Annotated in this window: 26 protein-coding genes, 2 pseudogenes and 1 riboswitch; of the genes and pseudogenes, 11 read left to right on the top strand and 17 right to left on the bottom strand. The window is 62.8% G+C overall.

All coding sequences use genetic code 11. The annotated features are described in order from the left end of the window. Positions 1-43 precede the first annotated feature (43 nt). The 8 genes from hemL to DP106_RS01510 form a co-directional block, all read right to left on the bottom strand. On the bottom strand, positions 44-1381 hold the full coding sequence (gene hemL / locus DP106_RS01545) for a glutamate-1-semialdehyde 2,1-aminomutase (protein WP_120082846.1): 1338 nt from the start codon (positions 1379-1381) through the stop codon (positions 44-46). A gap of 191 nt (positions 1382-1572) precedes the next feature. Beyond that, a complete protein-coding gene (locus DP106_RS01540; RefSeq protein WP_120082844.1) occupies positions 1573-3300 on the bottom strand; it encodes an ammonium transporter in 1728 nt (575 codons plus the stop codon). A 432-nt stretch (positions 3301-3732) separates the two neighbouring features. Further along, positions 3733-4764: a DNA repair and recombination protein RadA gene (gene radA / locus DP106_RS01535; RefSeq protein WP_120082843.1), complete on the bottom strand. Its 1032-nt coding sequence runs from the start codon at positions 4762-4764 to the stop codon at positions 3733-3735. A 148-nt stretch (positions 4765-4912) separates the two neighbouring features. Next, complete coding sequence (gene pspAB, locus DP106_RS01530; protein WP_120082842.1) at positions 4913-5521, bottom strand: PspA-associated protein PspAB; 609 nt, start codon at positions 5519-5521, stop codon at positions 4913-4915. A 52-nt stretch (positions 5522-5573) separates the two neighbouring features. After that, entirely contained in the window at positions 5574-5969 is a 396-nt protein-coding gene (locus DP106_RS01525; protein WP_120082841.1) for an SHOCT domain-containing protein, read from the bottom strand. A 47-nt stretch (positions 5970-6016) separates the two neighbouring features. Further along, on the bottom strand, positions 6017-6886 hold the full coding sequence (gene htpX, locus DP106_RS01520; RefSeq protein WP_120082840.1) for a zinc metalloprotease HtpX: 870 nt from the start codon (positions 6884-6886) through the stop codon (positions 6017-6019). A 67-nt stretch (positions 6887-6953) separates the two neighbouring features. Then, a complete protein-coding gene (locus DP106_RS01515) occupies positions 6954-8066 on the bottom strand; it encodes a J domain-containing protein (RefSeq protein ID WP_120082838.1) in 1113 nt (370 codons plus the stop codon). Continuing rightward, on the bottom strand, positions 8067-9617 hold the full coding sequence (locus DP106_RS01510) for an Hsp70 family protein (RefSeq protein WP_165857795.1): 1551 nt from the start codon (positions 9615-9617) through the stop codon (positions 8067-8069). A 100-nt stretch (positions 9618-9717) separates the two neighbouring features. On the opposite strand from DP106_RS01510, the gene DP106_RS01505 reads away from it, so the two are divergent. Beyond that, positions 9718-10830, top strand: coding sequence for a 60S ribosomal export protein NMD3 (locus DP106_RS01505; RefSeq protein ID WP_120082836.1), 1113 nt, complete (start codon positions 9718-9720; stop codon positions 10828-10830). A 71-nt stretch (positions 10831-10901) separates the two neighbouring features. On the opposite strand, the gene DP106_RS01500 is transcribed toward DP106_RS01505, so the two are convergent. The 4 genes from DP106_RS01500 to DP106_RS01485 form a co-directional block, all read right to left on the bottom strand. Next, positions 10902-11777: a transcription initiation factor IIB gene (locus DP106_RS01500; RefSeq protein ID WP_120082835.1), complete on the bottom strand. Its 876-nt coding sequence runs from the start codon at positions 11775-11777 to the stop codon at positions 10902-10904. Between the two features lie 128 nt (positions 11778-11905). Next, a complete protein-coding gene (locus DP106_RS01495; protein WP_120082834.1) occupies positions 11906-12322 on the bottom strand; it encodes an HIT family protein in 417 nt (138 codons plus the stop codon). A 60-nt stretch (positions 12323-12382) separates the two neighbouring features. After that, positions 12383-13240, bottom strand: a complete 858-nt coding sequence (prs, locus tag DP106_RS01490) for a ribose-phosphate diphosphokinase (protein ID WP_120082833.1) — start codon at positions 13238-13240, stop codon at positions 12383-12385. 12 nt (positions 13241-13252) lie between these two features. Then, positions 13253-14161: an HVO_0234 family beta-propeller protein gene (locus DP106_RS01485; protein WP_120082831.1), complete on the bottom strand. Its 909-nt coding sequence runs from the start codon at positions 14159-14161 to the stop codon at positions 13253-13255. A gap of 183 nt (positions 14162-14344) precedes the next feature. On the opposite strand from DP106_RS01485, the gene DP106_RS01480 reads away from it, so the two are divergent. Next, a complete protein-coding gene (locus DP106_RS01480; RefSeq protein ID WP_120082830.1) occupies positions 14345-15523 on the top strand; it encodes an aspartate kinase in 1179 nt (392 codons plus the stop codon). Positions 15524-15544: 21 nt separating this feature from the next. Here the strand turns inward: DP106_RS01480 and DP106_RS01475 are convergent, their stop codons facing one another. Next, the gene (locus DP106_RS01475) at positions 15545-16234 is read right to left on the bottom strand and encodes a metallophosphoesterase family protein (protein WP_120082829.1); all 690 of its coding nucleotides are present in this window, start codon (positions 16232-16234) and stop codon (positions 15545-15547) included. An 88-nt stretch (positions 16235-16322) separates the two neighbouring features. Here DP106_RS01475 and DP106_RS01470 point away from each other — a divergent pair. From DP106_RS01470 to DP106_RS01445, 6 genes and pseudogenes are all read left to right on the top strand, one after another. Beyond that, positions 16323-17060 (top strand): annotated as a pseudogene (locus DP106_RS01470) (tetratricopeptide repeat protein); the annotation flags it as partial. 5 nt (positions 17061-17065) lie between these two features. Next, positions 17066-17365 (top strand): DUF424 domain-containing protein, encoded by a 300-nt coding sequence (locus DP106_RS01465; RefSeq protein WP_120082827.1) that lies wholly within the window; start codon positions 17066-17068, stop codon positions 17363-17365. Positions 17366-17456: 91 nt separating this feature from the next. Next, positions 17457-18734: an aminotransferase class V-fold PLP-dependent enzyme gene (locus tag DP106_RS01460; protein WP_120082825.1), complete on the top strand. Its 1278-nt coding sequence runs from the start codon at positions 17457-17459 to the stop codon at positions 18732-18734. Positions 18735-18806: 72 nt separating this feature from the next. Next, entirely contained in the window at positions 18807-19070 is a 264-nt protein-coding gene (gene purS, locus DP106_RS01455) for a phosphoribosylformylglycinamidine synthase subunit PurS (protein ID WP_120082824.1), read from the top strand. Further along, positions 19067-19744 (top strand): phosphoribosylformylglycinamidine synthase I, encoded by a 678-nt coding sequence (purQ, locus tag DP106_RS01450; RefSeq protein ID WP_120082822.1) that lies wholly within the window; start codon positions 19067-19069, stop codon positions 19742-19744. Before purS ends, purQ begins: the two co-directional genes overlap by 4 nt. Positions 19745-19797: 53 nt before the next feature. Then, a complete protein-coding gene (locus tag DP106_RS01445; RefSeq protein ID WP_120082821.1) occupies positions 19798-20070 on the top strand; it encodes a ribbon-helix-helix domain-containing protein in 273 nt (90 codons plus the stop codon). Between the two features lie 12 nt (positions 20071-20082). Here the strand turns inward: DP106_RS01445 and DP106_RS01440 are convergent, their stop codons facing one another. The 4 genes from DP106_RS01440 to DP106_RS01425 are packed head-to-tail and all read right to left on the bottom strand — an operon-like array spanning position 20083 to position 22764. Next, positions 20083-21159 (bottom strand): archaeosine biosynthesis radical SAM protein RaSEA, encoded by a 1077-nt coding sequence (locus DP106_RS01440; RefSeq protein WP_120082820.1) that lies wholly within the window; start codon positions 21157-21159, stop codon positions 20083-20085. 8 nt (positions 21160-21167) lie between these two features. Beyond that, a complete protein-coding gene (locus DP106_RS01435; protein ID WP_120082818.1) occupies positions 21168-21590 on the bottom strand; it encodes a VanZ family protein in 423 nt (140 codons plus the stop codon). A 17-nt stretch (positions 21591-21607) separates the two neighbouring features. After that, positions 21608-22063 carry a thiol-disulfide oxidoreductase DCC family protein gene (locus tag DP106_RS01430; protein WP_120082817.1) on the bottom strand — a complete coding sequence of 152 codons (456 nt, stop codon included), beginning with the start codon at positions 22061-22063 and terminating at the stop codon, positions 21608-21610. Continuing rightward, positions 22060-22764: a YqjF family protein gene (locus DP106_RS01425; RefSeq protein ID WP_120082815.1), complete on the bottom strand. Its 705-nt coding sequence runs from the start codon at positions 22762-22764 to the stop codon at positions 22060-22062. Before DP106_RS01425 ends, DP106_RS01430 begins: the two co-directional genes overlap by 4 nt. 264 nt (positions 22765-23028) lie before the next feature. On the opposite strand from DP106_RS01425, the gene DP106_RS01420 reads away from it, so the two are divergent. The 3 genes and pseudogenes from DP106_RS01420 to DP106_RS01410 all read left to right on the top strand — a co-directional run. Beyond that, on the top strand, positions 23029-24588 hold the full coding sequence (locus DP106_RS01420) for an HTTM domain-containing protein (protein WP_120082814.1): 1560 nt from the start codon (positions 23029-23031) through the stop codon (positions 24586-24588). A 140-nt stretch (positions 24589-24728) separates the two neighbouring features. Beyond that, positions 24729-24793, top strand: a riboswitch (Fluoride riboswitch). A 5-nt stretch (positions 24794-24798) separates the two neighbouring features. Further along, entirely contained in the window at positions 24799-25209 is a 411-nt protein-coding gene (locus DP106_RS01415; protein ID WP_120082813.1) for a fluoride efflux transporter FluC, read from the top strand. Beyond that, a pseudogene (locus DP106_RS01410) lies at positions 25209-25454 on the top strand (fluoride efflux transporter FluC); the annotation flags it as partial. The gene DP106_RS01415 and the pseudogene DP106_RS01410, both read left to right, overlap by 1 nt. Positions 25455-25513 lie beyond the last annotated feature (59 nt).

Genomic DNA, 25513 nt, shown 5'->3' with positions numbered 1-25513 from the left:
CTCTGGGCTCACCGTCTAAAAGGCCATCAGTTCCGGCAGCGACCTACAGGGCCTCGGCGTAGGCGGCAAGCGTTTCCTCGATGTCGGCCTCGGTGTGAGCATAGGAAATAAACTGGGATTCATACTGGTTGGCCGTCAGGAAGATCCTCTGATCTTTCATCGACTGCCAGAACAGCCGTTCCCACCGCTCGGTGTCGGCGTCGGCAACGTCCGCGCCGGTTTTCGGGCAGTGATCGTAGTGCGGACAGTTCGAATCCTGTCGACAGCCAGCACCACACTGTTGCCCCCGGTCGGCCGCGCCATCACGGGTAAAGATCACCTTGAACATGCTATCGGTGCCGACAACGGTGTACTCCGGTGCTTGGTCGGCGAGGATGTCTCGGAGGCCACCACGGAGCTGTTCACCGAGACTGTTGACGTGGTCGTAGACATCGTTCTCGGCGGCATACTCGAGATTTGCCAGTCCGGCCGCCATCGTCACCGGATGCCCGGAGAACGTTCCCGACTGGAACACCTCGCCGGAGGGTGCGAACTGCTCGATAAGCTCAGCGCGGCCACCGATCGCCCCAACCGGGAAGCCGCCACCGACGATCTTGCCGAACGTGGTTATGTCCGGTGTCACGCCAAACTTACCCTGGGCGCACTGGAGGCCGCCGACCCGGAACCCGGTGATGACCTCATCGAAGATGAGCAGCGACCCGTGATCGTCACAGAGCTCCCGAAGGGTCTCGTGGTAGCCACCGACGGGCATGACGATCCCCATGTTGCCAAGAATCGGTTCGGTGAGAACGGCCGCGATATCGTCGCCGTGTTCCGCAAAGACCGCTTCGGCGGCGGCTGGATCGTTGAACGGCACCGGGAGGGTATGTTGCGCGAACTCCTCGGGAATCCCTTTCGTCGACGGCTGGGGATTGTCAGCGTCGCCCTCGACGAGTGTCGACTCCTGGGCCCCGTGGTAGCCGCCCTGCATGACGACGATCTTGTCGCGGCCGGTGTGGCCGCGGGCGAGCCTCACCGCCGAGACGGTTGCCTCGGTGCCGGAGTTGACGAATCGCATCATCTCAACGCTCGGAACATGGCGGGCGACGAACTCGGCAAGCTCGACCTCAACCTCTGTTGGCGCGCCGTACATCGGGCCATCGGCGGCGTGAGATTGGATCGCCGCGGCGACCGGTTCCGGCAGATCATGGCCGTACAGCAGTGGGCCATACCCCATCACATAGTCGAGATACTTGTTGCCGTCGGCGTCGATGACATGCGCGCCATCCCCGCGCTCGATGAAGAACGGATACGGCTTGGTTGCTCGCACCGAGGAGTTGACACCGCCGGCCAGCACTGAGAGGGCTCGGCCGTACAGCTCGCGTGACCGCTCGTAGTTCATACAGTTCGTTTTCGTTCCCCGAACTTGTGGGTATCGACCAGGGGAGGCGACCATCGGTGGCCCCCAAAGCGGTGCAGCCGCTGGCGGCGTTGTGATCGCTGAAAAGAGCGACAGTCAGACGACGGCTGAGTGGCCGTCGAAGTGTGCAAATCTTTCGCTTGGAACGGCAACAGTGGCTCGGTGATCGTCAGTCAGACCGCGTCGGTGCCCTCCTTGCCGGTTCGAACCTGAATCGCGTCCTCGACGTCGAGAATGAAGATCTTACCATCGCCCGGCTCGCCGGTGTTGGCTGCCTCCTTGATCGCGGTGGCCACCTCGTCGGCGTCGACATCCGCAACCACACATTCGATTTTGACCTTCTGGTGGAGATCAACGGTGTACTCCTCGCCGCGCCAACTGCCCTTCTTTGCGGGCTGGCTGCCGCGCCCGGAGACGTTTGTGACGGTCAGCGACGGCGCGCCAACCTCGGCGAGAGCCTTCTTTACATCACCGAGTTTCTCCGGACGGATGACCGAAAAGACCATCTTCAGATCCGGGTCGCCGCCATCGGTACGGAGTTCGTGGTCAGCAGCCGACCGTTCGCGGTCGACACCGCCGTCAGTGCGGATCTCTTCGCGTTCGCTCCCACCGTCGGTGCGGATCTCGTCGTCGTCGGTTGGGCCGAAGCCATCGGTGGCAACGCGGTCGCCACCGAACTCGGGGTAGGTCTCGACGCCGTGTTCGGCGATATCGAGGCCGTCCTGCTCGTGGTCGGGGGTGACGCGTGCCTCACCCATCGCCTTGAACGCGTACCAGATGATCGCGGTCGCGGTGAGCGTCCACCCACAGATGATGACGACGCCGACGACCTGGGCGATGAACTGCCCGACGACATCGTCCACTACGCCTGGCACGGCAACGAACGGCATCAGTAGCGCGCCGAGGATGCCAGCACTGCCGTGGACGGGGAAGACCGCACAGACATCGTCGATCTTGAGCTTCTCCGAGACGAACTCGAAGACCAGCGGCAGCTGTGCACCGGCGAGGATGCCGACGAGGATGGCACCCCACCATGTGGTCGTGTTCGGAATCGCGGTGATGCCGGCCAGCCCGGCGAGCATCCCGTTGGCGGTGTACAGCGTATCCACCTTACCGGATCTGATGTAGGCGACGCCGGCCGCGCCGATGGCACCGAAGGCCATGGCCATCGTCGTGGTTAGTGTAATCAGACTCAGCGAACCGGGGCCGGTTCCTTGTGCGGTTGCAGCACCGGTGCCGACATTGAACCCGTACCAGCCGAAACACAACAGCAGCGTCCCGAGGACGGCAAACGTCATCGAGTGACCCGGGATGACGTTGACTGAGCCGTTCTCGCCGTAGCGATCCATCCGCGGACCGAGGATCGCCGCCGCGGTGAGGCCGGCGACCCCACCCATGCCGTGAACAATCACACCACCGGCGAAATCAGCGAACGGGGCAAAGCCGAGCACCTCGGTAATGGTTCCTGCCTCACCGGCTCCCCACGTCATTGCAAGAACCATCGGGTAGATCACCGCAGCCAGCAGGAAGGTGTAGGTGACGTACGCGCGGAGTTTTGCGCGCCCGGCAACGGCCCCTGAGACGATTGTCGCGGCGGTCATTGCGAAGACGGCCCCGTAGAACCAGCCAACGTATCCGAGGGAACCACTGGCGTTCCCGGCAGCCGGCGCGAAGCCACCGCCGCTCATCAGGCTGCTAAATCCGGTACCGATCAGGAAGAACACGCTGACCCCGATCGCCCACGTCAGCATGTTCTTCGTGAGTTGGTTGGCGACGTTCTTCGAGCGAACCTGCCCTGCTTCGAGCATGGCGAAGCCCGCGTGCATAAAGAAGATCAGGAACGATACTGTCAGGATCCACGTCTGATTGACCGATGCGGCAACCGCTTCTACTGTTGTCATAGTTGTTGCTCCGTTGAACCGTGTGTGCTTGGTTTACGATCCATGATTATTTTGTGATCACGCCGCGTGTTTGTGCTCTGAGTCACGGTTGTAGCTCATGGAGCGGACATATATAATGGTATCCGTTGACAATTCGGAATATAACACCTAAATTATATACGAGCGTCAAATATTGGATCAAATAATATGCATATAAGGTCTCGGACGGTCGGTGGGAGATACAATTTTTGCCGTGGAATGAAACGAATGTTGACCTGACAGCGACGATTGTTTCAGCTGGAGATCATCTCTCCTCCGGCTCTCTGGGCACGCGACACCGCCACGGGTGGGCGTCGATCAGCGTTGTCTCTGTCCGGGGTGACGAGCAACTGATAAAAAACACGATAGCGATCACGTAGGCGATTGATGCCGACGACGAGTTTCCCGCCGACCTTACTCCGGTTTCAACCCCTCGTTCTGAACGCGCATTACGCCTTCACCGTCAGCGAGATTCGGCGCGTCGACCAGCCGGACGATCCGCTTGTCACCCTTTGATTTGCGGAGGTAGATCCGGAACGTCGAGGTGTGGCCAAGAATGTTGCCGCCGATCGGTTGGGTTGGATCGCCGAAGTAGGAATCGGGGTTGGAGGCGACCTGGTTGGTGACGAGAATTGAGGTGTTATAGAGATCGCCGATCCGCATCAGGTCGTGAAGATGTTTGTTCAGCTTCTGTTGGCGTTCGGCGAGCTCGCCGCGGCCGACGTACTCCGCCCGGAAATGCGCTGTTAGGGAGTCGACACAGACCATCCGGACGGGCCACTCGCTGTCCTCGTGTTCGCCGGCGAGCTCCTTGGCTTTCTCGGCCAGCAGGATCTGGTGGTCGGAGTTGAACGCCTTGGCGACGTGGATCCGATCAAGGAAGTCGGCGACGAGGGCTTCCATCGTCTCCTCGTCGTCGATCGAGCCCTCCATCTCGCGGTCGTCAAGCGTCGCCTGGAGGATCTCATCGTCGAGGCCGCGCACCATGTCGTCGATCCGCTCGGGACGGAACGTGTCCTCGGTGTCGACGAAGATCGCCGAGCCACGGAGACCGCCCTGTTCGGGTGGCAGTTGGACGTTGACGGCCATCTGGTGGGTGACCTGGGATTTGCCCGCGCCGAACTCACCGTAGACCTCGGTGATCGACTGGGTTTCCATCCCGCCACCGAGGAGGTCGTCGACCTCATCGATCTGCCAGGAGAGCTTGCCGATCTCCTGGCGGCGTTCGAGGATCATCTCGCCGGTCTCAAAGCCGCCGACATCGGCGGCATCGCGGGCGGCGTTGATGATATCGCTGGCTGTGCTGTCACCGATATCAGCTTGGTTCGAGAGCTCGCCCGGGGAGGCGACGGCGATGCTCTGGTAGTTGTCGTACCCTGCGTCGACGAGTTTGTCCGCGGTTGCCGGTCCGACACCGGGCAGCGCTTCGAGTTCATCCTCGGCCATTGTACCCTGACGTTGCTCGCTTTCGCATATAAAGCCTTGTTAACAGCACAGTGAAAGTAAAACGAGCCAGACAAAGCACCACTATCAGCCGGTAATTCGACACCTTTCGGCGGCAACAACAATAGCGTGGCCGACTACGCCGACATCACTATTGCCACGGATAGCCGCCGGGGCGGTCAGGCCACAACGGATACCAATAGCTCTCGTCGCCTTCGATGTCGAGTTCGCCGTCCAGCACCGACTGCAGCTTGAATTCGGCTTGGCTGTCTCGTTCGTGGTCGCCCTCGGGCACAAAGGGGTAGTACGCCCCACGGCGGAACGAGTAGATCCAATAGGCGTGGTCGGTGCCGGTTGTATCGAAGGCGAAGACGGCTGCCAGGAGCCGTGAGCCGTACCCCTGTTCGATGAACGTATCGGCCGCAAAGTGGATCGTCGTCAGCAGATCCTCGGGGTCGGTGTCGTTGAGAACGACCCAGCTGTAGCCGTGATCGTCGCTGTGGGTGTCAAACGTCGTTCCCGTGTCGGACTCGCCGGCCTCCAGAATCGATTTGACCTCATCGACCGTGTCGCTGAAATCCGTGCTATCGACCGATGAAAAGCAAAGGGCAGCCTTGCCGGCGTTTTCGTAGCCAAGGTCAGCCTCCATTGTGATGTAGGCTGTTGACATCCCGAAGAGATCCTCGGGGTCGGCAGCACGGGTTGCATCAGCTTCGGCGGAAACGCCAAAGATCGACCGAACGGTATCCATCAAACCCATATCTAGCTGTTGGTGGCCGCTCCTAAAAGGGTCGTCGTCGCCGTCGTGCTGACTATGTGGTGTCGACCTCGTATTCGGTCTGTTGTCCCTCGGTTGTGTCGTTTGCTGCTAGCTGACCGACAGCGGCATCGGTTTCAAGAAGCGTGTTGAGGCGGCGTTCAAACTCTGTCTCGGTGATGTCGCTGTTGACGTACTGATGCTCCAGCTTGGTCACCGGATCGGGTGATTGTGCCGCTGCGGTACCATCGTAACGGTGCCGGACGCTGGCGTAGCCAGCTATCGCCACGACGCTCACGGCGAGCAGCCCGAACACCGGGTTCGCCGACGCGATCATGAAGATCGGTGTCAACAGTACAGCAAGCCCACAGAGTCCAGCGGTACCGGCGATGAGCCTAAGCCCAGCAGTCTGCAGCGGGTGCGTTTGAATCCACGATGACCACTCGGTCATCCGGAACCGATCACCGGACTCACACAAACCAGTTACCGTGGCTTAAATCAGGCCGTTTCCTGCTCGCGCTCCAGCTCGCGGAGCTTCTCGATCCGTTCTTCGGTCGGCGGGTGGCTGCTGGCGAGTTTGCCGATAAAGCCCGAGCGGATCGGGATAATAAAGAAGGCGTTCATCTCGGCTTGATCGCGGAGATCATCGTCCGGCACCCGATCCATCCGGCCGTCGATGCTCATCAGCGCGGAGGCCAACGCCGAGGGGTTGCCCGTGATCGATGCCGCCCCACGGTCGGCCGCGTACTCGCGGTAGCGGCTCAGCGCGCGGATCAGGAAGAACGACACGACCCACACGAGCAGCGAGGCGATGATCGCCACGTACACCGGGGCCTGATTCTCTCCGTCACCGCTGAACAGCCAGCCCCAGCGGACGACGATAAACGCCAGCGTCGAGAGGAACGAGGCGATCGTCATCACCATCACATCGCGGTTTTTGACGTGGGCGAGCTCGTGGGCGATGACACCCTCAAGCTCCTCTTGATTCAGCGTGTTCAACAGGCCTTGGGTGACCGCGACGGTCGCGTTTTGTTGGTTGCGACCTGTCGCAAACGCATTTGGCACGCGAGTGTCGGCAACCGCGATCTGCGGCTTCGGCAGATCGGCCTGCTGGGCCAGCCGCTCGGTCGTGCGGTGGAGCTCAGGTGCCTCGTTTTCGTCGACAACGTGGGCGCCCATGCTGTAGAGGGCCATCTTGTCGCTGAAGAAGAGCTGGCCGATCGAGAACAGCCCCATCACGACAACGATCCCCAGAAGGCCGACACCGACCTGTGCCAGCACGCCGATAAACACAATGTAGAGGGCGAATAGCAAGAACATCGTGAACACCATTCGTCCACGGAGTCCCCAATCTGTCTTCCATTGCATACCTACAGGTTGTTGTTCAACGGGCTAAACACTACCGACCCGGACAGGATCGACAGCCCCTCGCCTGTCATGACAGCCGGAGCCACCGACCAACCAGGAGATAGCTGATCGACAGCCCGGCGTAGGCCGCCAGCCAGCCAACCGACGTTTCGAGTGGAACCAGCTTCGGGACGAGTGTCACCGCGGCTACAAGCGTCGGATACAGCCACAGCCCGATCCGCGGCAGCGCGACAAACGGGAGCAACGCGACGCGTTCGGCGATCGGGCCGACTAGCACTGCGAGAGCCAACAGGACGACGGCGAGGCCTCCACGGAGCCACCATGGTTTTGGGACAGCGGCGATCCGATCGATATCGGCGGCGACCTCCGCCGAAACAAACTGCGATACAATAGCCCCCGCCACAGAAGGTGCTACGTCTGCGGTGCCGCTATCGCCTCCACCCCGCCCCGCTTCGGCATCGTCTGGCCCCCACGCCGCATCGGAGTCAAGCACGTACTTGCTGTAGAGGTTCTCTGGATCCTCACTCAGTACGCTTTCCGGCGCGCGCTTGGCGTTTGGCCGCCCGGTCGGCGTCGGTGACGTTTTCTCGGCTGTTTCCCCCGTTTCTGTCTCTGCGGTGCTTGCGGCCGTGGTGGTGTTGCCGTTCGCCGTCGTCCCGGCTGTTTCGGTGGTCGCTGTCGACGCTGCTGTCTGTTCGGTTGGTTGTCGGCGGCCGTTTGGTCGGCGATCCGTGTTCGGCTGCTGGCTTGTGTTCGTGCGTGTGCGCGAAGACGTGTCCTCTGTCGACGCGCTTGTGGTTGCGGTGCGCGCTGTCGACCCACTCGTTGTCGACGACGACCCGCCCGATCGCGGCTCAGAGAGCCACGCTGTCGGCGATTTTGGTCGGCCGGCCGCGTCCCACTCCTCATAGCGATCAGTGCCGGCGGCCGGCCCTTGATCGCTGATGAACGTGTCGTAGGCGGCCCGCGACTCGCTGTCGGTCAGGGCGTCGGCGGCATCGGTCACCCGGTCGAACTCGCGTTCGGCGGTCGCCCGCTCGCTATCGTTGTTATCGGGGTGAATCGAGCGCTTAGCGAATTTACTTGCTCGCTCGACCGTCTCCTTGTTGGCATCGGAGCCGACGCCGAGTCGCTCGTAGTAGGAGTCGGCCGACGGCGTTCCTCCGTAGCTATCGGGCATTTAGGGCTCACGCAGTGCCGGCAGCTCCTCGCCAAGGTCGTCGATCTCCTCGGGGGAGTGTCTGAGCGCCGATTCGATCGCGGTTTCAACCTGCTTGCCGGTTTTGAGATCCTCGCCGGTCACCGCAAGTTGGCCGTCGGTTGTGATCCGAAACTCGACGGCCAGCGATGGCTCACCCGGCGGTCGCGGCGGGATGTCCCGCAGGACGGCGGTGCCGATCTTGGTGGTTTCCGCCGCTGTGTCGCCGTCGCCCTGATAGACGCGGATCTGTACCGAGGTCTGGCCCTCCTCGACGGTGCCGTAGCTCTCCTTTCGTGTCGAGGTCGGGATCTGTTCGTCCTGTTCGATGATGTGGTCAATACGCCCATCCGAGAGCCGAACCCCGAGTGACTGCGGTACCACATCGATCAACACGATGTCGTCGGTCTCGCCGGGCAACATCGCCGAGGCGTCCGCGCCGCTGTCATCGATAATTTCGGCTTGGATCGCCGCACCGAGAGCGACGGCCTCCTCGGGGTTGATCTCATTTGAGGCCTCCTGGCCGAAGTAGTCGCCGACAAGCTCCTGGATGTGAGGCATCCGAACCGAGCCCCCGACGAGAAGCACCTTGTCGACGTCTTCGGGCGCGTAGTCGGCCCGCGAAAAGAGGTCGTCCAGCGGCTCGGTTGTCGCGGCGGCGAGATCGGCGGTGAGCTCCTCGAACTGCTCGCGGCGCAGCGTCTCCGCAAACGTGTAGGACTGTTCGGGAACGACGAAGGGGACGCTCACATCCGTCGAGGGGAGATCCGACAGCCGGTGTTTCGCGCTTTTGGCTTCCTGGCGGATCCGCGCTACCTGTTCGGGGTTGTCCGCGATGTCGACCCCGGTGTCGGCGTGGATCTGTTCGATCACCCACTCACAGATCCGCTCGGTCCAGTCACCCCCGCCAAGCTCGTTGTCGCCGGCGGTATGCAGGGTTTCGACGCTGTTGATCTCGTAATCGATCTCGACGAGCGTCGCATCGAAGGTGCCGCCGCCGAGGTCGTAGACGAAGGCGAGTTCGGCCTCGCCGGAGCCGAGTTTCGACTCGTGAAGGCCGTAGGCGAGACAGGCCGCACTTGGTTCCGGCAGCAGACGTTCGACGTTGAGCCCGGCGATCTCGCCGGCGGTCTCGGTCGCGGTGCGTTTCGGATCGTCGAAGTACGCTGGCACCGTGATCACCGCGCCCGCAACGTCGCGGCCGATGCTTCCCTCGGCCTCATCGATGATGTGTTCGAGAATCAGGCTGGAAATCTGTTCGGGGAGGTACTCCTCGCCGGCAACCGAGATCGGTGCCTCGCTTCCCATCTCGCGTTTGATCTCGGTGACCGTCCGTTCTGGGTGTTGGACGGCGAGATTGGCGGCCGTCTGGCCGACGTTGACCTCGCCGTCCTCGGTGAACTGCACCACCGAGGGGATGACCGATTCGCCGCTGTTGCCGGTCGTGATCACCTCCGGATCGCCGCCGGCGACGTAGGCGACCGCGCTGCGTGTCGTCCCCAGATCGATCCCAACGGTGTAGCCTGAACCCATACTGACAGCGTCGGGTTCTCCACACATAAGCGGTGAGGTCGCGGCGGCGACGGCAGCCGATTCGCGCCGCTTAACCAGCCGCCACGCTTACCAGCCGATCATGACTGAGTCACGCGGCTTCTGTCCGGAGTGCGGTGAGACGGTCGCCGAGCGGGCCGAACCGCGGCCCGGCGCGCCGCGAGCCGACAGCGACGCGCTCTGTGATAGCTGCTATTTCGATGCATTTGATTTTATTGACGCGCCCGAGCGCGTGCAGGTCTCGGTCTGTGGTCGCTGTGGCGCGGTACACCGCGGCAACCGCTGGGTCGATGTTGGGGCCGTTGATTACACCGATATCGCCATCGACGCCGTCAGCGAGTCGCTGTCCGTCCACATTGACGCCACCAACGTTGAGTGGGGCGTCGAGCCCGAACAGGTCGACGAGACGACGATCCGGATGCACTGCACCTTTTCGGGGGTTGTCCGTGAGACCCTGCTTGAGGAGGAGCTGATCGTCCCCGTTCGGATCGCCACGGAGGTCTGTGATCGCTGTGGCCGGATCGCCGGCGGCTACTACGCCAGCATCGTCCAGGTGCGCGCCGACGGTCGAGAGCCAACCGACGAGGAGGCCGCCGAGGCTATCGAAATCGCCGAGAGCTACGTCGCCGGCAAGGAAGCCGACGGCGACAGGGAGGCGTTTATCACCGAGATCGATACCGACGACGACGCCGGCCCGACGATCAAGCTCTCAACGAACAAACTCGGACAGGCCGTCGCCAACCGGGTTACCGACCGCTTCGGCGGCACCGTCGACGACCACCCAACCCTGGTGACCGAGGACAGCGACGGCAACGAGGTTTATCGGGTCACCTTCGTCGCCCGCCTGCCGAAATACACCGCTGGCGACGTGGTTGATCCCGAGGACGGCGACGGGCCAGTAGTGGTACGGAGCGCGCACAACAATCTGACAGGCCGACGGCTCACGACCGGCGATCCCTACGAGGCAAGCGGCGATGGCGATGGGCTCCCCACCGTCGAACCGATCGGCCATCGACGGGACGCTGTTGCGACGACCGTCGTCGCCGTCGAGGACGAACACTCGATCCAGCTGCTTGACCCCGAGACCTACGAGGCGAAAACCGTTGCTCGCCCCGATTTCGTTGATCCTGACGCCGAGACCGTGCCAGTCGTGAAAGACGGTAGCGACGTGTATATCCTCCCCAAGTCGGAGTGAGAGACGGCGGCGTGGTTTCTGCGCCGGCGTACGGCTGTGAGGCGACCTGACGGGTTGCACCACAGCAGTGACTACTGGGTTGGCGGCTCGGCCGCCAGTGCCTGAAACGTATTCCGTACCGTCACCGGCGTTACTGACGCGACCTCAGCGATCTCACGCTGGGTCACTTCGGCGTCTAACTCCTTGGCGGCGGTGTACAGGCAGGCTGCGGCGACCCCGCTCGGATTGCGTCCGTTGGCGATCCCCTCTTTTTTCGTGCGGTCGACCAGGTCTCGTGCGCGGCGTTCGACAGCACTTGAGAGTGCTAACTCGCTTGCATACCGTGGAAGGTACTCGGCGGGACTGGTCGGCTCGATGGGCAACCCGAGCTCGCGGTTGAGCGCGTCGTAGGCGGCCTGGAACTCCGCGCGGTCAGCCTTTGCTGTGGCGACTGTTTCCTCGATCGTTCGGGACACCGTGTTGATCCGACAGGCGGCGTACACGCAGGCCGCCGCAAACCCTTCCAGTGAGCGGCCTCGAAGCAGGCTTTCGTTCTGGGCAGTACGGAACAGCGAACAGGCCTGATCGCGCACCGGTATCGGCAGCGATTCCGAGCTGATCAGCCGTCGAATCTCTTGGAACGCATAGAACTGATTGCGGTCGCGTTTGCGTCCGATCCGGGCACGGTTGTGCTGGCGTCGCAGCCGGATGAACTTCCGGCGACGATGCTCACTGAGGTCTCGGTCGTAGCCGATTTCGGTCGACAATCCTCTGTCGTGGCGGGCCTCCGTCAGCGGCGCGCCGGTTCGTTTGGGGTTGGTTCGGCTGTCGTCAAACGATCGCCACTCGGGGCCGTGGTCGATGCGGTCGGTATCGACGACAAGCCCGCAGTCGCTGCAGACCGTTTCCTCAGCCTCGGTTCGCAACTGCCCGTCGCAGTCCGGACAGCGGGGCTGTGTTGAAGCCATACTGTACCACCCAGTATTCACACCGATCGGTATATTAGTTAGATACGTAACAAGTGTGTGGGATTGTAGACGTTTTTTATCCGATGCCGCGACCACGGCATGGGCTTGTGAGCCCGGTTGGCGGCCGCTTAGGCCTCGCTGATCGCGTCTTCGATGGCGTCGAGTTCGTCCTCGGTGGGCTCCGGGTTGGTCGGCGAGATCGCATGAATCGGGCCGCCGCCGTCGCCCTCGAACCGCGGGACGATGTGGACATGCGCGTGGGGGATCTCTTGGCTGGCAGCCTCGCCGTTGTTGATCCCGATCGTTGTTGCGTCGGCGTCGACCGCCTCCTCGATGGTCGGCGTCAACTCGTGGACAACGCTGAACACGTCGCTGGCAATCTCGGCCGGGAGGTCATCGAGCTGCTCGTAGGGGTCCTTTGGGATGACGAGCGTGTGGCCGCGGGCTAACGGATTGGCATCGAGAAACGCGAGCGTCGTGTCGGTTTCATGGACGATACGCGCTGGGATCTCGCCGTCGACGATCTGCTCGAAGATCGTGGGCATAGGTGCTCTTTTGACCGGCGGCGATATGAACGTTGGTGGCGCTCCCGGCCGCGGAGCTCATCACCGAAGCGCGTCCGCGATAGCGGGGGCGACGCTTACGTCGCTAACCGCCCGCTCGATGGTGTCGGTACCGATGATGGCTTCGACGCCGGCGGCGGCGAGTTTTGTTCGCGCCGCGCCGGCCAACACGGGATGGACACAGCAGGCGTAGACGCGGCCGACGTCGTGGTCGTGGAGGGCGTCGATCGCGCCGCTCATCGTTCCGCCGGTGGCGATAATATCATCGACGAGTACCACATCCCGTCCCTCGACGGTCGCGTCACTCGGCGTCACCTCGACCTCACCGGTGTCGTAGTCGCGTTCCTTCTGGAAGTAGTCCACATCGCCGCGACCGTAGGCGTCCCGCGTCGTCGTTGCCAGCGATGTCGCGCCCTCGTCGGGGGCGACAAACAACGGCTTCGAGAGGTCGTCAAGCGGGTCGGCGAGGGCGGCGGCCGCATCGACCGCCTCGGTCGGCACGGTGAAGAAATCGGTCACGTCGGGTTCGTGGGGGTTGACAACGAGCACCCGATCGGTGCCGGTCGAGGCCGCCTTCGCCATCGCGCGGGCCGAAACCGGCTGGCCGGGTTTGAACGCCTGATCCTGCCGGGCGTAGCCGAGATACGGGATGACCGTCGTGATGTCGGTCGCGCCAGCCTCCCGGACTGCATCCTGGAGTTGGAGCAACTCGACGTGGGCATCGTTGGTCGCCGTCGAGCCGACGACGATCGCCGTGTCGTCGTCGAACTCGGGCACCGAAAGCAGCGTTTCATCATCGGTGAACCACTCATAGGCCGGGGTTGTCAGCGTGCCGACACCGGTCGCCGCAAGCGCGGCCGCCACCGACTGGGAGCTCGGGGCGGGTACGATCGTAACCATACGAGCCCTAGTTCAGCCACCCCTAAACGGGGTTTCGGTGTGGGTCGCCGACGAGCCATCCGCGCCGCCACCGACGGCGACGCCGCGGGCTCCGGGCAGACCAAGCCGCTGATGTCGCCACCCATCGCCGGCGGTGACACACAGCGTCCCGTCGTCGGTAACCGCCGCGACGATCCCGCGGTCGGCTGTGAGATCGACGATCGGTGCCTCGACCGGTGGGGTTGTCGTCGTCCACGCGCCGTCGTCGGCCGAGCGAACGAGCAGGCCCGCTTCGCAAACCGCGTGGGCGTGACCGTGGCCGTCGGCGGCGACCGCCCGGAACGCGCCATCGGCGATCGGCTGCCAGCCGTTGGCCAGCCGAAACAGGCCATCGGCGGTCGCCGCCAACGGCTGGCCGACGCCGGTCACCGCCCGGACATCGGTGAGACCGGTGTTGGTCAACCCGTCATCATCGATGCGGTAGACGCCGTCGGCTGCCGCGAGCAAGCCGGCATCGACCGCACGAACTTCCTCGGTCGCCCCAAGCCGTTGCCAGGCCGGCGGCTCAGTTACCGCGCCGGCGTGCTCGCCGCTGTAGACGACGCCGTCGCTGTCGGCGACGATCAGTCCCTCGGGTGTGAGATCGATAGCCGATACCGCGCCGATCGTGTCGTCACTAATAGCGTCGAACGCCGGATCAGCCACGTCGGCACTCCGGTCGGCGGCATCGATCTCAGCCGCGAGCACCCCTTGATCGGTGCCGACGACAAGCCGGTCGGCCGTCGCCACAACTGCGGTTGCTGACGCCCGACGGGCAAGGCCGAACGCCCCGATCTGGTCGGCCGACACGGTGACAGCGGCGACCCCGCTGTCGGTGCTGACGAAGATATCGGTGACACCGGTTTTCGCGCCGAAAACCCGCTTTTCGGTCAGCGTTTGCATACCTGTCTCTCGATAGCCGGCCGATAAAAAGCCAGCCGACTCCGGCGTAGAGACCGTGCCGACGGCGACGCCCCGGCGACACGGAGTGAACAACGTTATGCAGATCCCCACGTAACGGGCGGGCATGCGTTGTTATGACACTGGGAGCACTGTGCTGACTACGGCGTCACGGGAGGTGTGGTGATGCGGGTTGTCGCCAAGTTCGGTGGGACGAGTCTTGGCACCGGCCAGCGGATCAACCGCGCGGCGGATTCGATCGCCGCTGCCGTTGAGGCCGGCCACCAGATCGCCGTCGTCGCCAGCGCGATGGGATCGACAACCGACGAGCTGCTGGACGACATCGAGTTTGATGTCTCCGACGAGGATCGCGCCGAGATCGTCTCGATGGGCGAACGCACCAGCGTCCGGATGCTCAAGGCCGCTCTCGCCGCACGGGACGTTGAGGCGCTCTTTTTAGAGCCCGGCAGCGACCAGTGGCCGATCATCACCAACGATGTCGGCGAGGTTGCGGTGGAAGCGACAAAGGGCCGTGCGACCGCACTCGCCGACCAACTCGACGGCGTCGTCCCGGTTATCACCGGCTTTCTCGCCCAAAACGAGGGCGGCGATATCACAACATTGGGCCGTGGCGGCTCAGATACGACCGCGGTCATGCTCGGCAACTACATGAACGCCGACGAGGTCGTCATCGTCACCGATGTTGAAGGCGTCATGACCGGCGATCCCCGCGTCGTCGAAGGCGCGCGCAATGTTGGTCGCATCTCCGTTGATGAACTCCGAAACCTCTCGTTCCGTGGGGCGGAAGTCGTCGCCCCAAGCGCGTTGTCGTACAAACACGAACACCTCGATGTGCGGGTCGTCCACTACCAACACGGCGATCTGCTGACCGGCGGCACCCAGATCGAAGGCGAGTTCCAGAACCTCATCGATATGCAGGAACAGAAACTCGCTTGCCTGACCGTCGCCGGGCGGTCGATCCGCAACAGCCCCGGCATTCTGGCGGAGCTTTCCGACGCGCTGCGGAACGCCGAGATCAACATCGACGCCGTCGCCAGCGGGATGGATTCGATCACGTTCTACGTCGATAGCAAGCTGGCCGACGAGGCCGAACCCGTCCTCCACGAGCAGGTCGTCAGCGGCAACACGCTCTCAAGTGTCACCGTCGAAGACGATATCGCCGTCATCCGGGTCACCGGCGGCGAGCTGCCGAACCGCCCCGGCGTCATCCAAAGCGTCCTGACGCCGATCGCCGACGCCGGCATCAACCTCCATGACGTGATCACGAGTGCGACCTCGGTCGCGTTGTTCGTCGCTTGGGACGATCGCGAAGAAACTCTAGAGATCGTCCAACGCGAGGTGTAGGCGGCGACAGCCGGCGGTTGGCTACCGCCCGCTACGCAGCCGCGTTCCGATCTTTTCCGGGAGGCCTGCGTCCTCGACAGCGTCGATCACGCGGTCGATATCGTAGCTGACGCGGTGGGTTTCGACAGTGATCTCGGAGATACCACCTGCATCGTCGCCATCGCCGATATCGAGCACCGCGAACGCGGCCGCCGGGTCGCCATCGCGTGGCTGGCCGACGCTGCCGGGGTTCATCACGACGCCCTCCTCGAACTCCCGGACACCTTGGACGTGCGTATGGCCGGTGATCGTCACGCGGGCGTTATTCTCCAACATCGCCGGGCTGAACTCATCGGGGTAGGTGTAGCGATCCGGATTCTCGGGATGGCCGTGGACAAGCAGAATATCGCCGCCCTCGATGGTTCGACGATTCGGGAGCGAATCGAGCCACGTGAGGGCATCCTCGTTGAGTTCGTCGCGGGCGTAGGTCACCCCAGCGGCGGCCATTGAATTGAACCGAAAGCCGGTGTCGCTGGCGACCGCCCGATCGTGGTTGCCCATGACGGTCGCGGCGTTGAGGTCTCGAACCTGGGCGAGACAGTCGGCTGGCCAGGGGTTGTAGCCGACGATATCGCCGGCACAGAGCCACCGGTCGACCGCTGGCATCGCGTCGATTACGGCTTCGAAGGCGGGGAGATTGCCGTGGATGTCAGCCACAACGCCGTATCGCATACCGGCTGTTTGCGGCGATGCGGAAAATGCGTTGGGGCGACCGGAGTCTGACGCAACCCTTACCCGACACGACATCGAACCTTCGTGTATGACAGACGATGCCGACGATCGCTCACATGCCTTTTCGGAGGGACAAGGCGTCGACGAGGGCTACGAGGAGTTTACCCTCGATCCGACGGAGCTGGGTGTCGATCCCGATCAGGTCGACCCAGTTGACTCCCGGGTGTTGACCGATGTGCTCGACGAGCACAACGTTTCAGCCGAGCAGGTCGACGTCCCGGAGCTTGTTGATGTTGGGCTCTCGTATATGGAGATCAACCGCTTTGAGGAGGCCACCGCCGCCTTCGAACGTGCCGCCAACTTTGCTGAGGAGGACTCAATCGAGGCCCAAGAGGCCTGGGTCAACAAGGGTGTCGCCCACGGCCAACTAGAGGAGTTCGATCAGGCGATCGGGGCCTACGAGGAGGCGCTTCGTATCGACGACGAGTCCGAACACGCGGCGACCGCCGAAACCAATCTCGCCTACGCGCTGTGGGAGTTCGGCCGCACCGAGGAGGCGCTGGAACACGCCGAACGCGCCGTCGAGATCGATCCCCGGTTCCCGCAGGCGTGGTACAACCGCGGTTTCTTCCTGAGCGAACGCGGGCTGACCGAGGACGCGCTCAACGCCTTTGATAACGCGATCCGGCTGGGGATGCGCAACGCCGATATCCTCGAAGAGAAAGCCCAGGCCCTCGACGAGCTCGGCCGTGAGGAGGAAGCCCAGGAGGCAATCGAGCAGGCCGAGGAGATCCGCGCCGACGCCGAGGAAGAGTTAGCCGAGGAGTTCTAATGTTGCTGCGGGAGCGGGATACAGCCAAAGGTGTGCTTGTCTCCGTCTGCGATGAGGACTGTCTCGGCGAAACCTACGAGGACGGCGACATTTCCTTAGCGGTGACCGAGGAGTTTTATGCCGGCGAGGAGGCGATCAACGCCGATCCTGAGACCGTTATCGACGCCCTGCAGGGGGCGACCGTCGGCAACCTTGTCGGCGCGGAATCGGTCAGCGTCGCCGTCGACGCCGGCCTCATCGACGAGGAGCGGGTGCTGGACGTTGACGGCACCGCACACGCCCAACTGTTGTGGATTTAGTTTGTGTGTTCGACGCAACGAAACCGTTGCTCATTGCATATTTTTCGGTGAACCGAAGACGTGTTACCCCCGCGGATCCTATAGGGATGTAATGAGTACACAAGACGCCTATCCGATCGATGTCGAGGCGATCCGGGCTGATTTCCCGGTGCTCGACCGCAACGTCGGCGGCGACGTGACCACCCCCGGTGAAAGCGACGACGACACTGAGCCGCTGGTGTATCTTGACAACGCCGCAACCAGCCAGACACCGAAACCAGTCGTCGAGAGCATCGCTGACTACTACTACAGCTACAACGCCAATGTCCACCGCGGCATCCACCAACTGAGCCAGGAAGCCTCCGTCGTCTACGAGGAGGCCCACGACAACGTCGCCGACTTCATCGGGGCTGACGGCCGCGAGGAGATCATCTTTACGAAGAACACAACCGAGTCGATGAATCTTGTCGCCTACGCATGGGGGCTGGCCGAACTCGGTGAGGGCGACTCTGTCGTGTTGACACAGATGGAACACCACGCCTCGCTGGTGACCTGGCAGCAGGTCTGCAAGCGGACGGGCGCGGAACTCCGGTTTATCGATATCACCGAGGATGGTCGCCTCGATATGGAGCACGCCGCCGAGTTGATCGACGACTCCACGGAGATGGTCTCGCTCGTGCATATCTCAAACGCCCTTGGGACGATCAACCCCGTCGAGGAGATCACTCGGATGGCCCACGAGGTTGACGCCTACTCCTTTGTCGACGGTGCCCAATCGGTGCCGACGCGGCCGGTCGATGTCGGCGAGATGGATGCCGATTTCCTGTCGTTTTCGGCCCACAAGATGCTCGGCCCAACAGGCATCGGCGTGCTGTACGGCAAGGAACACATTCTCGACTCGATGCAGCCGTATCTCTACGGCGGCGATATGATCCGGAAGGTGACCTACGAGGACTCGACGTGGGAGGAGCTGCCGTGGAAGTTCGAGGCCGGCACGCCCTCTATCGCACAGGCGGTCGCCTTCGACGCGGCGATCGACTACATCGAGGATATCGGCATGGAGAACATCCAGGCCCACGAGGAGCTGCTGGCGGAGTACGCATACGAGCAGTTGAACCGCTACGACGACGTGACGATCTACGGCCCGTCGGGCGACGATCGCGGCGGCCTGGTCGGCTTCAACGTCGACGGCGTTCACGCCCACGATCTGTCCAGCATCCTCAACGATTTCGCCGTAGCGATCCGCGCTGGCGATCACTGCACCCAGCCGCTTCACGACACGCTTGGAGCGGCCGCCTCTGCTCGGGCGTCCTTCTACGTCTACAACACCCGCGAGGAGATCGACGCACTCGTCGAGGCTGTCGACGACGCCCGACAGCTGTTTGCCTAATCGCTACGACGCCAACTCGCTTCGAACCGCCGTTCAAAAGAGTTTTTCGCGCCCCTCACTCAGTCGACGGTAATGACCGCCTACACCGCGACCGTCACTGTCCGCCTGAAACACGGCGTCCTTGATCCGGAGGCCGAGACGACAAAACAGAACCTCGAACGGCTCGGGTTCGAACTCTCGGAGCTCCGCTCGGCCGACCGCTTCGAGATCGATCTTGAGGCCGACGACGCCGCTGAGGCCGAACAGCGCGCCGAGTCGATGGCCGAACGCCTGTTGGCGAACCCGACGATCCATGACTACGAGGTGTCGGCGGCTCCCGCCGCGGAGTCGACATGACGGTCGCTGTCGTCCAGTTCGGCGGCTCGAACTGCGACCGCGACGCAGTTCGCGCACTGGAGTATCTCGATATCGATGCCGAACGCGTCTGGCACGAGGATGGTCTGCCTGCCGAAACCACCGGCGTCGTCGTTCCGGGCGGGTTTTCGTATGGCGATTACCTCCGGGCCGGCGCGATGGCCGCCCGCTCGCCGATCATGGACGACATTAGAGATGCGGCCGCCGACGGTACGCCTGTCCTCGGCGTCTGCAACGGTGCGCAGATCGGGTGTGAGTCAGGGCTTACAGACGGTGCGTTCACGACGAACGAGCGCGCGCGATTCCAGTGTGAACACGTCCATCTGCGGGTCGAACGCGCTGATACACCGTGGACCGAGCAGTTCGACGAGGGCGACATAATTGAAATCCCCATCGCCCACGGCGAAGGGCGGTTCGAGATCACCGAAAAGCGATACGAGGAACTCGTCGCCGACGACCGCGTGCTGTTCCGCTACTGTGACGCCGACGGCAACGTCACCGACGAGGCGAACCCGAACGGCTCGACGCACAACGTCGCTGGCATTCTCGGCGAGCGCGAGTCGGTCGCCGTGTTGATGCCGCATCCAGAACGGGCGACGCTGCCTGATGTTGGCGGCACCGACGGCGAGAATATTCTGACCGGTTTCCGGGCCTGATCCCTCGTTGTGCCTGCCATACCCTCTTGAGTGATGGCGTGTAACTCGCCTGTATGTCGAGTACAGATACATCTGATGACGGCGAGCCGGCGAAAACGAACATCAACATCCGACTAACGGAGTCGTTCCTCGAAGACATCGACGCGACGTGGCAGGAGGAAGGGTACAACAGCCGCAGCGAGTTCATCCGCGACGCGCTCCGGGATACAGTCAAACATCCGGGGTTGACACGCGAAAGCTGGAAGGAGATCGCCGCCGTCGAGTACGCCCGCCGAACGGGCGACAGCGAGACGTTCAGCCGCGACGAAATCCTTGATGAGGAGTAGATTCGTCGTCCGCTACCGCGCCAACGGCATCGCGTAGCTCGTCTCTTCCTCGATCACAAGCTCCCACGTTCGCTCGCAGTCGCAACTCACCTGCTCGAAAACGGTAGGATCCTGCCGCAGGTCGAAGTCCTTGATCGCCTTCTGAACGCGGTCGTCGCACTCCCCGCAGTTGTGCGCGCCGCGATCCGAGCCGTGGCCGACCGGGTCGGAGACGACGATGGCGTCGACATCGACCGTCCGCTCCAGCACGTCGGCGACCGACCAGAGCCACGGCGGGCGATACCCGCCTGCCCGAAACAGTTCGTTGACCATCGTGTACTCTTGGACGTTACAGGGGTTCATCGACACCGTGTGACAGCCATCGACGGCGGCACAGCGGCGCACCGACTCAACCATGTCGTCGCGTGCTTCAGCCTCCGAGAGGAAGGGCGGTTTCATCAGCAGGTAGGCCTTGATCCCCGCGCCAGCGTCCTGTGCGGTCGCACAGGCGGCCTCGAAATCGGCGAAATCGAAGTACTTGTTGACGCAGTCATGCCGCACCCGGTCGGTCGCGGTTTCGAGGCCGACGGCGATGTCGACGGCGAGGCCCTGGTCGGTGAAGTCGGCGATCTTCTCGCTGTCGACGAAATCGGGCAACGATTCGACAACGATCCGCTCACGGTCGCTGAACGTCTCCGCGATAGCCTGCCGGGTTTCCGCGCCGACCTCCCGTTCGTCGAGAAAGGAGCCCGAGGTGTAGATCTTGATCAGCTCGGCCGGCTCGTCGGCGTTGCTGGACTCGTGGTCGAGACAGATCTCGATCTGATCCATCAGTGCCTCGTGGGCGACGCTGCCGCCCTCGACGCTTTCGGCGACGTAGCCACACATCGTACAGCCGCCGGCGCGGGCCCACCGACAGCCACCGGTGTTGAGGATGATCGTCAACGAGTCGTAGACGCCGCCCGGCGTGTTATCCTCGTCGAGCCAGACGCGGGTCGGCTCGTGGGGGTCGTAGTGTTTGTCCTTCAGCCCACGGATATCCCGCATGACTGAGTTGTGGGCGTCCATCCCGCGGTCTTCCTCGTAGACCTCCGGACTCGGCTTACTCATTGCCAACCTTACTCGGCTGGGCGGTAAAACCACATCGTTGCGAGCAGGCCGCCGGCTGCCGCGCTCGCGGCGTTGAGTCCGATCTCGGCGACCGAGAATGTGCGCCACGGGATCGTCGCCTGCAGCAGTTCGGTGCCAACGCCGAACAGAGCGACCAGCGCGATGATGACAGCGACGGTGCCGACGCTACCGACACCGCGGCGTTGCTGACGACGCCCTGACCACCCCTCGCGTGCGACGGCGATGACACCACCCGCTGTAAGCGTCGCGTAGCCGACGATATGCAGTAGTGTCGTGGTGTCGACGCTGCCAGTCGGATCAGTCTGTGGCGTCGCTGCCGGAACCGGAACCACGGAGGCAACGAGAATGGCGACTGCAAGCACGACGATCAAAAGCCACAGCGCCGACACCGACCGATCAGCTATCTGCATGCGGTGTCGTCGCCGCGTTACCCCAGAAATCGATCGCTTACCTCCTCATCAGGCACCATACACCGATCTTTCCGCCCAAACCAGTCATAGCGGTTGTCGGCGACGAAATCATACATCTCGTTGCGGATGCTCCGCGGTACTAATCGAGCAAGGACAAGCGCGGCGTAGGGCCAGCCCAGCAGTTCGGCGACCCGGATCGCCGCGTCGGATTTCGTCTGCACCGAGTTGCCCTCAACGAGAATGACGGTGTCGAGGGTATCGGTGTCGAAGCCGTGTCGCTTCTGGAGGGCGCGGCCGATCGCCGACTGCAGCGGCGCAAACGCGATTTTGCCGGTCGGATCTCGTGGGATGATCTCCTGGACGCTTCGATTGCAGAGGTTACAGACGCCATCGAACAGCAACACCGGCCGGCCGCCAAGCTCGGCCAGTGGATCGTCGGCCGTTGCCGGCTGGGTAGGTGGCTGGTCGCTCATTGGGTGCCTCCAGTCCAGCGACTGCTTGTGCCGGTGGTCACATCAACCCCTGGGCTGTAGTATCGAACCGGTTCACCGTCCGGGTGTTCGAACCCGTCGGCGCGGAACAGCGTATTCGTCTCGGTTTCGGCCTCGGCCGGATACAGCCTCCATGGCTCGTGGTCGACATCGGTGTAGCGAAGCGCGCCGTCTGACCCTTCGGTGTAAAATCGGTAGCGTTCGGTGAGAAATCCGGCCAGCGGGTCGTCGCTCGACGCAAAGGACTCACCGCTTGGCCCGTAGGTCGCGGTGTAGTGTGCCGGTCGCGCACCAGGATGCCGACGCTGACTGTCGAACCGGATCCGCTCGCCGTCGCCGTCGAGACTAATCCGGGCATAGTAGTACGGCAGGTGCTGGGTCACCCGTGCGCCGAGGACGCCGGCCACCCCCTGTGCATCGAGGCTGAAAAAGTAGATCCCCGGCTCGCCATCGCAGGTGACGTAGGTGCGGAGGTTGAGCTCCGGCAGCGGCTGGCCGACCGTGGCCGGCAACCCTTGTGGTCGGACGGCGACGTTGGTGTACGGCACGACCGAAAGCCAGCCCGAGCCGTCGTAGGTGTCGACGGTGAGCGCCTCGGGAAGCCGTTCGGCGATCACATCCGGATCAACCCGCCAGTTCTCGAACAGCAGGTGTCGCCACCCCATCGCCAGCTGAATGCCCATACGACTGTTTATGACTGTAGCAACATAGGGGGTTCGCTCACGCGATAACCGACCGCAAGCAGTGGAATCACCGGCAGTGTCTGCTGTCAGCATCGATACAGCAATTATGCTGTTGGAACCGCTGCCGTATGCGCGATCGCTGACACACAAAACCTATCAGCCGCCCATCGTAGCCCCGAGTATGTCGTTGCAGCCAGTTTCCCGTGGCTCGAAGCATCTGCCAGTAGTGCTGTCAGCACGATCGCTGAGCCCTCGCTTGAACGTATGACTGACGCCTCGCCATTCGCTCGGCTCCGCGCGTCGGCGACCCGGCTGTTCGGCTCGGGTGGGCCGTTCGCGCCGGCTGTCGCTGCGGCTCGTCGTCGACTCCGCGTCGACACCCGCGCGCTGGCCGCGATGCGGATTCTACTGGGGACGACTCTGCTCATCGATCTTGCCCACCGCGCGCCCGGGATTCAAAAATACTACACCGACAGCGGCGTCTACCCGCTGGCCGTCCACGAGGCGACCTACACGCAGTTTGCCGGGCTATCGATCCACGCATTCTCCGGGTCGCTGTGGTTTCAATCGCTGCTGTTCGTGCTGGCCGGGCTGTTCGCGCTTGCCTTCGTTGTCGGCTACCGAACGCGGCTTGTCGGCGTCTGTTCGTTCGTCCTCTTGGTTTCGTTGCACGCCCGCAACCCGGCGGTGCTCAACGGCGGCGATATCCTCTTGCGGACGCTGCTGCCGCTCGCACTGTTGACGCCGCTGGGCGAGCGGTGGTCGATCGACGCTGTTCGTCGTGGATCGTCTCGTGAGACGGTGATGAACGCGGCGACGACCGCCGTGCTCGCCCAGCCGCTGGTTGTCTTCACGCAGAACGCGGTGCTCAAACATCAGGGTGAGACGTGGTATGCCGGCGAGGCTCTCCAGATCGCCTTCGGCAACGACGAGATGACGGTGCTGCTGGGCAACTACCTGGGTTCCTATCCGACGCTATTGGAACTCCTCAACTATGGCTGGGTGACGCTACTGGCCGGCTCGATCGGCTTCCTCTTTCTGACCGCCGGACGGCTCCGAGCGGCGGCCGCGCTTGTCTACATCGGGGCGTTCCTCGGGATGGTACCGACGCTGATGGTCGGGCTGTTCCCCTTCGTGTTGACGGCCTCGGTGCTCCCGTATCTGACGCCACCGTTCTGGAACGCCGTCGTCCGCGTGCTGCCGGATGCGGTGACGACACCGCCGCCAGCGGGCCGCCTCGGCTGGTGGTTCGGTGGGGAGCCGATCGAACGCCGACTCGCTGAGACGGCAGCTTGGCGGGGCCGCGGCGACCTCGTTGCCTTCGGTCGAGCCTATGCGGGATCCTTGGTAACGATTCTCGGCGTCTTTGCCCTCGTCTTTGTGCTGTTGTATGGTGTTGGCCACGTCGCCGAGTACGAGCCACCGTACGAGGCGGAGGCGACGGCGATCCTCGATCAGTCGTGGGGGTTGTACGCGCCGAATCCGACCGATTCCTACAGCTGGTTTATTACCAACGCTACCCTCGACAACGGTTCGACGGTGGCGGCCGTCCGGGATAGCCCCTCATTCGACCGCCCGCCGGATGCGGCGACAACCTACGATTCGTTCCGCGAACGGAAGTTCATGTCCGCGGTGAGCGGCGACACCGACGGCGCGATCGGACGGGGGTACGCCGAGTGGGCCTGCCGAGAGGCGACTAGTCGCTACGGCCAACCGACGGAGTCGATCACGCTCTACCGGATGATTCAGCCCAGCCCGGTCGACGGGACGTATGACGAGCCGACCCGGCAGACATTGATCGAACACGACTGCGGGAATACATAGCGTTGGTTCTTACCGAGAGTAGTGAAACAACGAAATCTGTCTCAAATCTGGGAGATCGGGCTGTGCAAGATAAAGAGGTTGCATATCGTATCGTAATTCTCATAGGGTTGTCGTCGGAAGCAATCAGCATCCCCCTGTGGGTTGATTCGGGCGATGGAGTCCGCCTGCCCCAACCGCCGACACGGCTGATGACTCCTATCTCGCCCAATAATGAGACAGACACAGTTGCTCGAACACGTCGAAACGATTCTAATCATCGCCGTCGGTGGCTTCGCCGGATCAAACCTCCGCTATTTCGTTGAGTTGACGCTGCCTTCCTCATTGGCGGCGACTTTGACTGTCAACGTTCTCGGGTCGATGGCTCTCGGGTTCCTCTTTTATGAGAATATTCTCGGTGACACGATATCTGAGTCTGGACGGTCTATCATGGCAACTGGGTTTATTTCCTCATTTACCACCTATAGCACGTTCATTATCGATGCGATTACCACGACACCGCTGGTGGCTATCGGGTACATCGGTACGAGTTATGCGCTCGGATTCTCAGCAGTTGTTGCTGGTCGTGAAAGTGCTCGCAGAGTGATGACAGGTACCCAACTGTCACTGGAGGTGGGTGACTGATGGAGCCAGCCCATCTCGTTGGAACAGGTGGTGCCATCGGTGCTGTCTTCCGACACTACGTTGGCATGCGACTCCAACACGACCGATTCCCAGTTGGGACGCTTGGCGTGAACGTAATCGGAAGTTTTGTTCTTGCGTTGGTGGCGTTTGCTGGTCTTCCAAAGGAGGCTGCCCTCTTGATTGGCACTGGTGCCTGTGGGTCGTTCACGACGTATTCTTCGTTCTCAGTACAGACCGTTCGATTGCACCCGTTATCGCCTAAGCTCCAGACAGCCCATTAGCTCGGTAGCAGAGACAAATATGC

The sequence above is a fragment of the Halonotius pteroides genome (genome assembly GCF_003605635.1).
Lineage (GTDB): Archaea > Halobacteriota > Halobacteria > Halobacteriales > Haloferacaceae > Halonotius > Halonotius pteroides.
Note: the sequence above shows the minus strand (reverse complement) of the source record. Positions and strands in the feature narration are given on the sequence as shown.

Excerpts from the sequence above, each read along its gene's own strand:
- hemL (WP_120082846.1), bottom strand. The coding sequence starts at position 1,381 with ATGAACTACGAGCGGTCACGCGAGCTGTACGGCCGAGCCCTCTCAGTG.
- DP106_RS01540 (WP_120082844.1), bottom strand. The coding sequence starts at position 3,300 with ATGACAACAGTAGAAGCGGTTGCCGCATCGGTCAATCAGACGTGGATC.
- radA (WP_120082843.1), bottom strand. The coding sequence starts at position 4,764 with ATGGCCGAGGATGAACTCGAAGCGCTGCCCGGTGTCGGACCGGCAACC.
- pspAB (WP_120082842.1), bottom strand. The coding sequence starts at position 5,521 with ATGGGTTTGATGGATACCGTTCGGTCGATCTTTGGCGTTTCCGCCGAA.
- DP106_RS01525 (WP_120082841.1), bottom strand. The coding sequence starts at position 5,969 with ATGACCGAGTGGTCATCGTGGATTCAAACGCACCCGCTGCAGACTGCT.
- htpX (WP_120082840.1), bottom strand. The coding sequence starts at position 6,886 with ATGCAATGGAAGACAGATTGGGGACTCCGTGGACGAATGGTGTTCACG.
- DP106_RS01515 (WP_120082838.1), bottom strand. The coding sequence starts at position 8,066 with ATGCCCGATAGCTACGGAGGAACGCCGTCGGCCGACTCCTACTACGAG.
- DP106_RS01510 (WP_165857795.1), bottom strand. The coding sequence starts at position 9,617 with ATGGGTTCAGGCTACACCGTTGGGATCGATCTGGGGACGACACGCAGC.
- DP106_RS01505 (WP_120082836.1), top strand. The coding sequence starts at position 9,718 with ATGACTGAGTCACGCGGCTTCTGTCCGGAGTGCGGTGAGACGGTCGCC.
- DP106_RS01500 (WP_120082835.1), bottom strand. The coding sequence starts at position 11,777 with ATGGCTTCAACACAGCCCCGCTGTCCGGACTGCGACGGGCAGTTGCGA.
- DP106_RS01495 (WP_120082834.1), bottom strand. The coding sequence starts at position 12,322 with ATGCCCACGATCTTCGAGCAGATCGTCGACGGCGAGATCCCAGCGCGT.
- prs (WP_120082833.1), bottom strand. The coding sequence starts at position 13,240 with ATGGTTACGATCGTACCCGCCCCGAGCTCCCAGTCGGTGGCGGCCGCG.
- DP106_RS01485 (WP_120082831.1), bottom strand. The coding sequence starts at position 14,161 with ATGCAAACGCTGACCGAAAAGCGGGTTTTCGGCGCGAAAACCGGTGTC.
- DP106_RS01480 (WP_120082830.1), top strand. The coding sequence starts at position 14,345 with ATGCGGGTTGTCGCCAAGTTCGGTGGGACGAGTCTTGGCACCGGCCAG.
- DP106_RS01475 (WP_120082829.1), bottom strand. The coding sequence starts at position 16,234 with ATGCGATACGGCGTTGTGGCTGACATCCACGGCAATCTCCCCGCCTTC.
- DP106_RS01465 (WP_120082827.1), top strand. The coding sequence starts at position 17,066 with ATGTTGCTGCGGGAGCGGGATACAGCCAAAGGTGTGCTTGTCTCCGTC.
- DP106_RS01460 (WP_120082825.1), top strand. The coding sequence starts at position 17,457 with ATGAGTACACAAGACGCCTATCCGATCGATGTCGAGGCGATCCGGGCT.
- purS (WP_120082824.1), top strand. The coding sequence starts at position 18,807 with ATGACCGCCTACACCGCGACCGTCACTGTCCGCCTGAAACACGGCGTC.
- purQ (WP_120082822.1), top strand. The coding sequence starts at position 19,067 with ATGACGGTCGCTGTCGTCCAGTTCGGCGGCTCGAACTGCGACCGCGAC.
- DP106_RS01445 (WP_120082821.1), top strand. The coding sequence starts at position 19,798 with ATGTCGAGTACAGATACATCTGATGACGGCGAGCCGGCGAAAACGAAC.
- DP106_RS01440 (WP_120082820.1), bottom strand. The coding sequence starts at position 21,159 with ATGAGTAAGCCGAGTCCGGAGGTCTACGAGGAAGACCGCGGGATGGAC.
- DP106_RS01435 (WP_120082818.1), bottom strand. The coding sequence starts at position 21,590 with ATGCAGATAGCTGATCGGTCGGTGTCGGCGCTGTGGCTTTTGATCGTC.
- DP106_RS01430 (WP_120082817.1), bottom strand. The coding sequence starts at position 22,063 with ATGAGCGACCAGCCACCTACCCAGCCGGCAACGGCCGACGATCCACTG.
- DP106_RS01425 (WP_120082815.1), bottom strand. The coding sequence starts at position 22,764 with ATGGGCATTCAGCTGGCGATGGGGTGGCGACACCTGCTGTTCGAGAAC.
- DP106_RS01420 (WP_120082814.1), top strand. The coding sequence starts at position 23,029 with ATGACTGACGCCTCGCCATTCGCTCGGCTCCGCGCGTCGGCGACCCGG.
- DP106_RS01415 (WP_120082813.1), top strand. The coding sequence starts at position 24,799 with ATGAGACAGACACAGTTGCTCGAACACGTCGAAACGATTCTAATCATC.